Source organism: Arthrobacter sp. B0427-1-12 (assembly GCF_059092905.1).
Genome location: NZ_JBNHIC010000225.1, coordinates 1 through 406, shown reverse-complemented (window position 1 = coordinate 406; position 406 = coordinate 1). Strand labels below are relative to the sequence as shown.

The 406-nt window shown below is 71.2% G+C and carries 1 pseudogene; it reads left to right on the top strand.

What is annotated here, in order from left to right:
- A pseudogene (gene manB / locus AC5RWU_RS24670) lies at positions 1-406 on the top strand (phosphomannomutase/phosphoglucomutase); the annotation flags it as partial.

Here is a 406-nt window from a genome sequence, read left to right as displayed (position 1 = left end):
GATCGTGCCGCTGTACTTCGAGCTGGACGGCTCCTTCCCCAACCACCCGGCCAACCCGCTGGAACCGGAAAACCTCCGGGATCTGCAGGCCGCCGTCGTCGCGCACGGGGCGGATATCGGCCTGGCCTTCGACGGCGACGCGGACCGCTGCTTCGTGATCGACGAAAACGGGGACCCGGTCAGCCCCTCGGCCATCACCGCCCTGGTCGCCCGCCGCGAAATCGCCCGCGCCAAGGCCGCCGGCGAGGCGGAGCCGGTGATCATCCACAACCTGATCACCTCCCTGGCCGTGCCCGAACTGGTCGCCCGCGAGGGCGGGAAGCCGGTGCGCACCCGCGTGGGCCACTCCTTCATCAAGGCCCGCATGGCCGAAGAGGGCGCCGTCTTCGGCGGCGAACACTCCGCC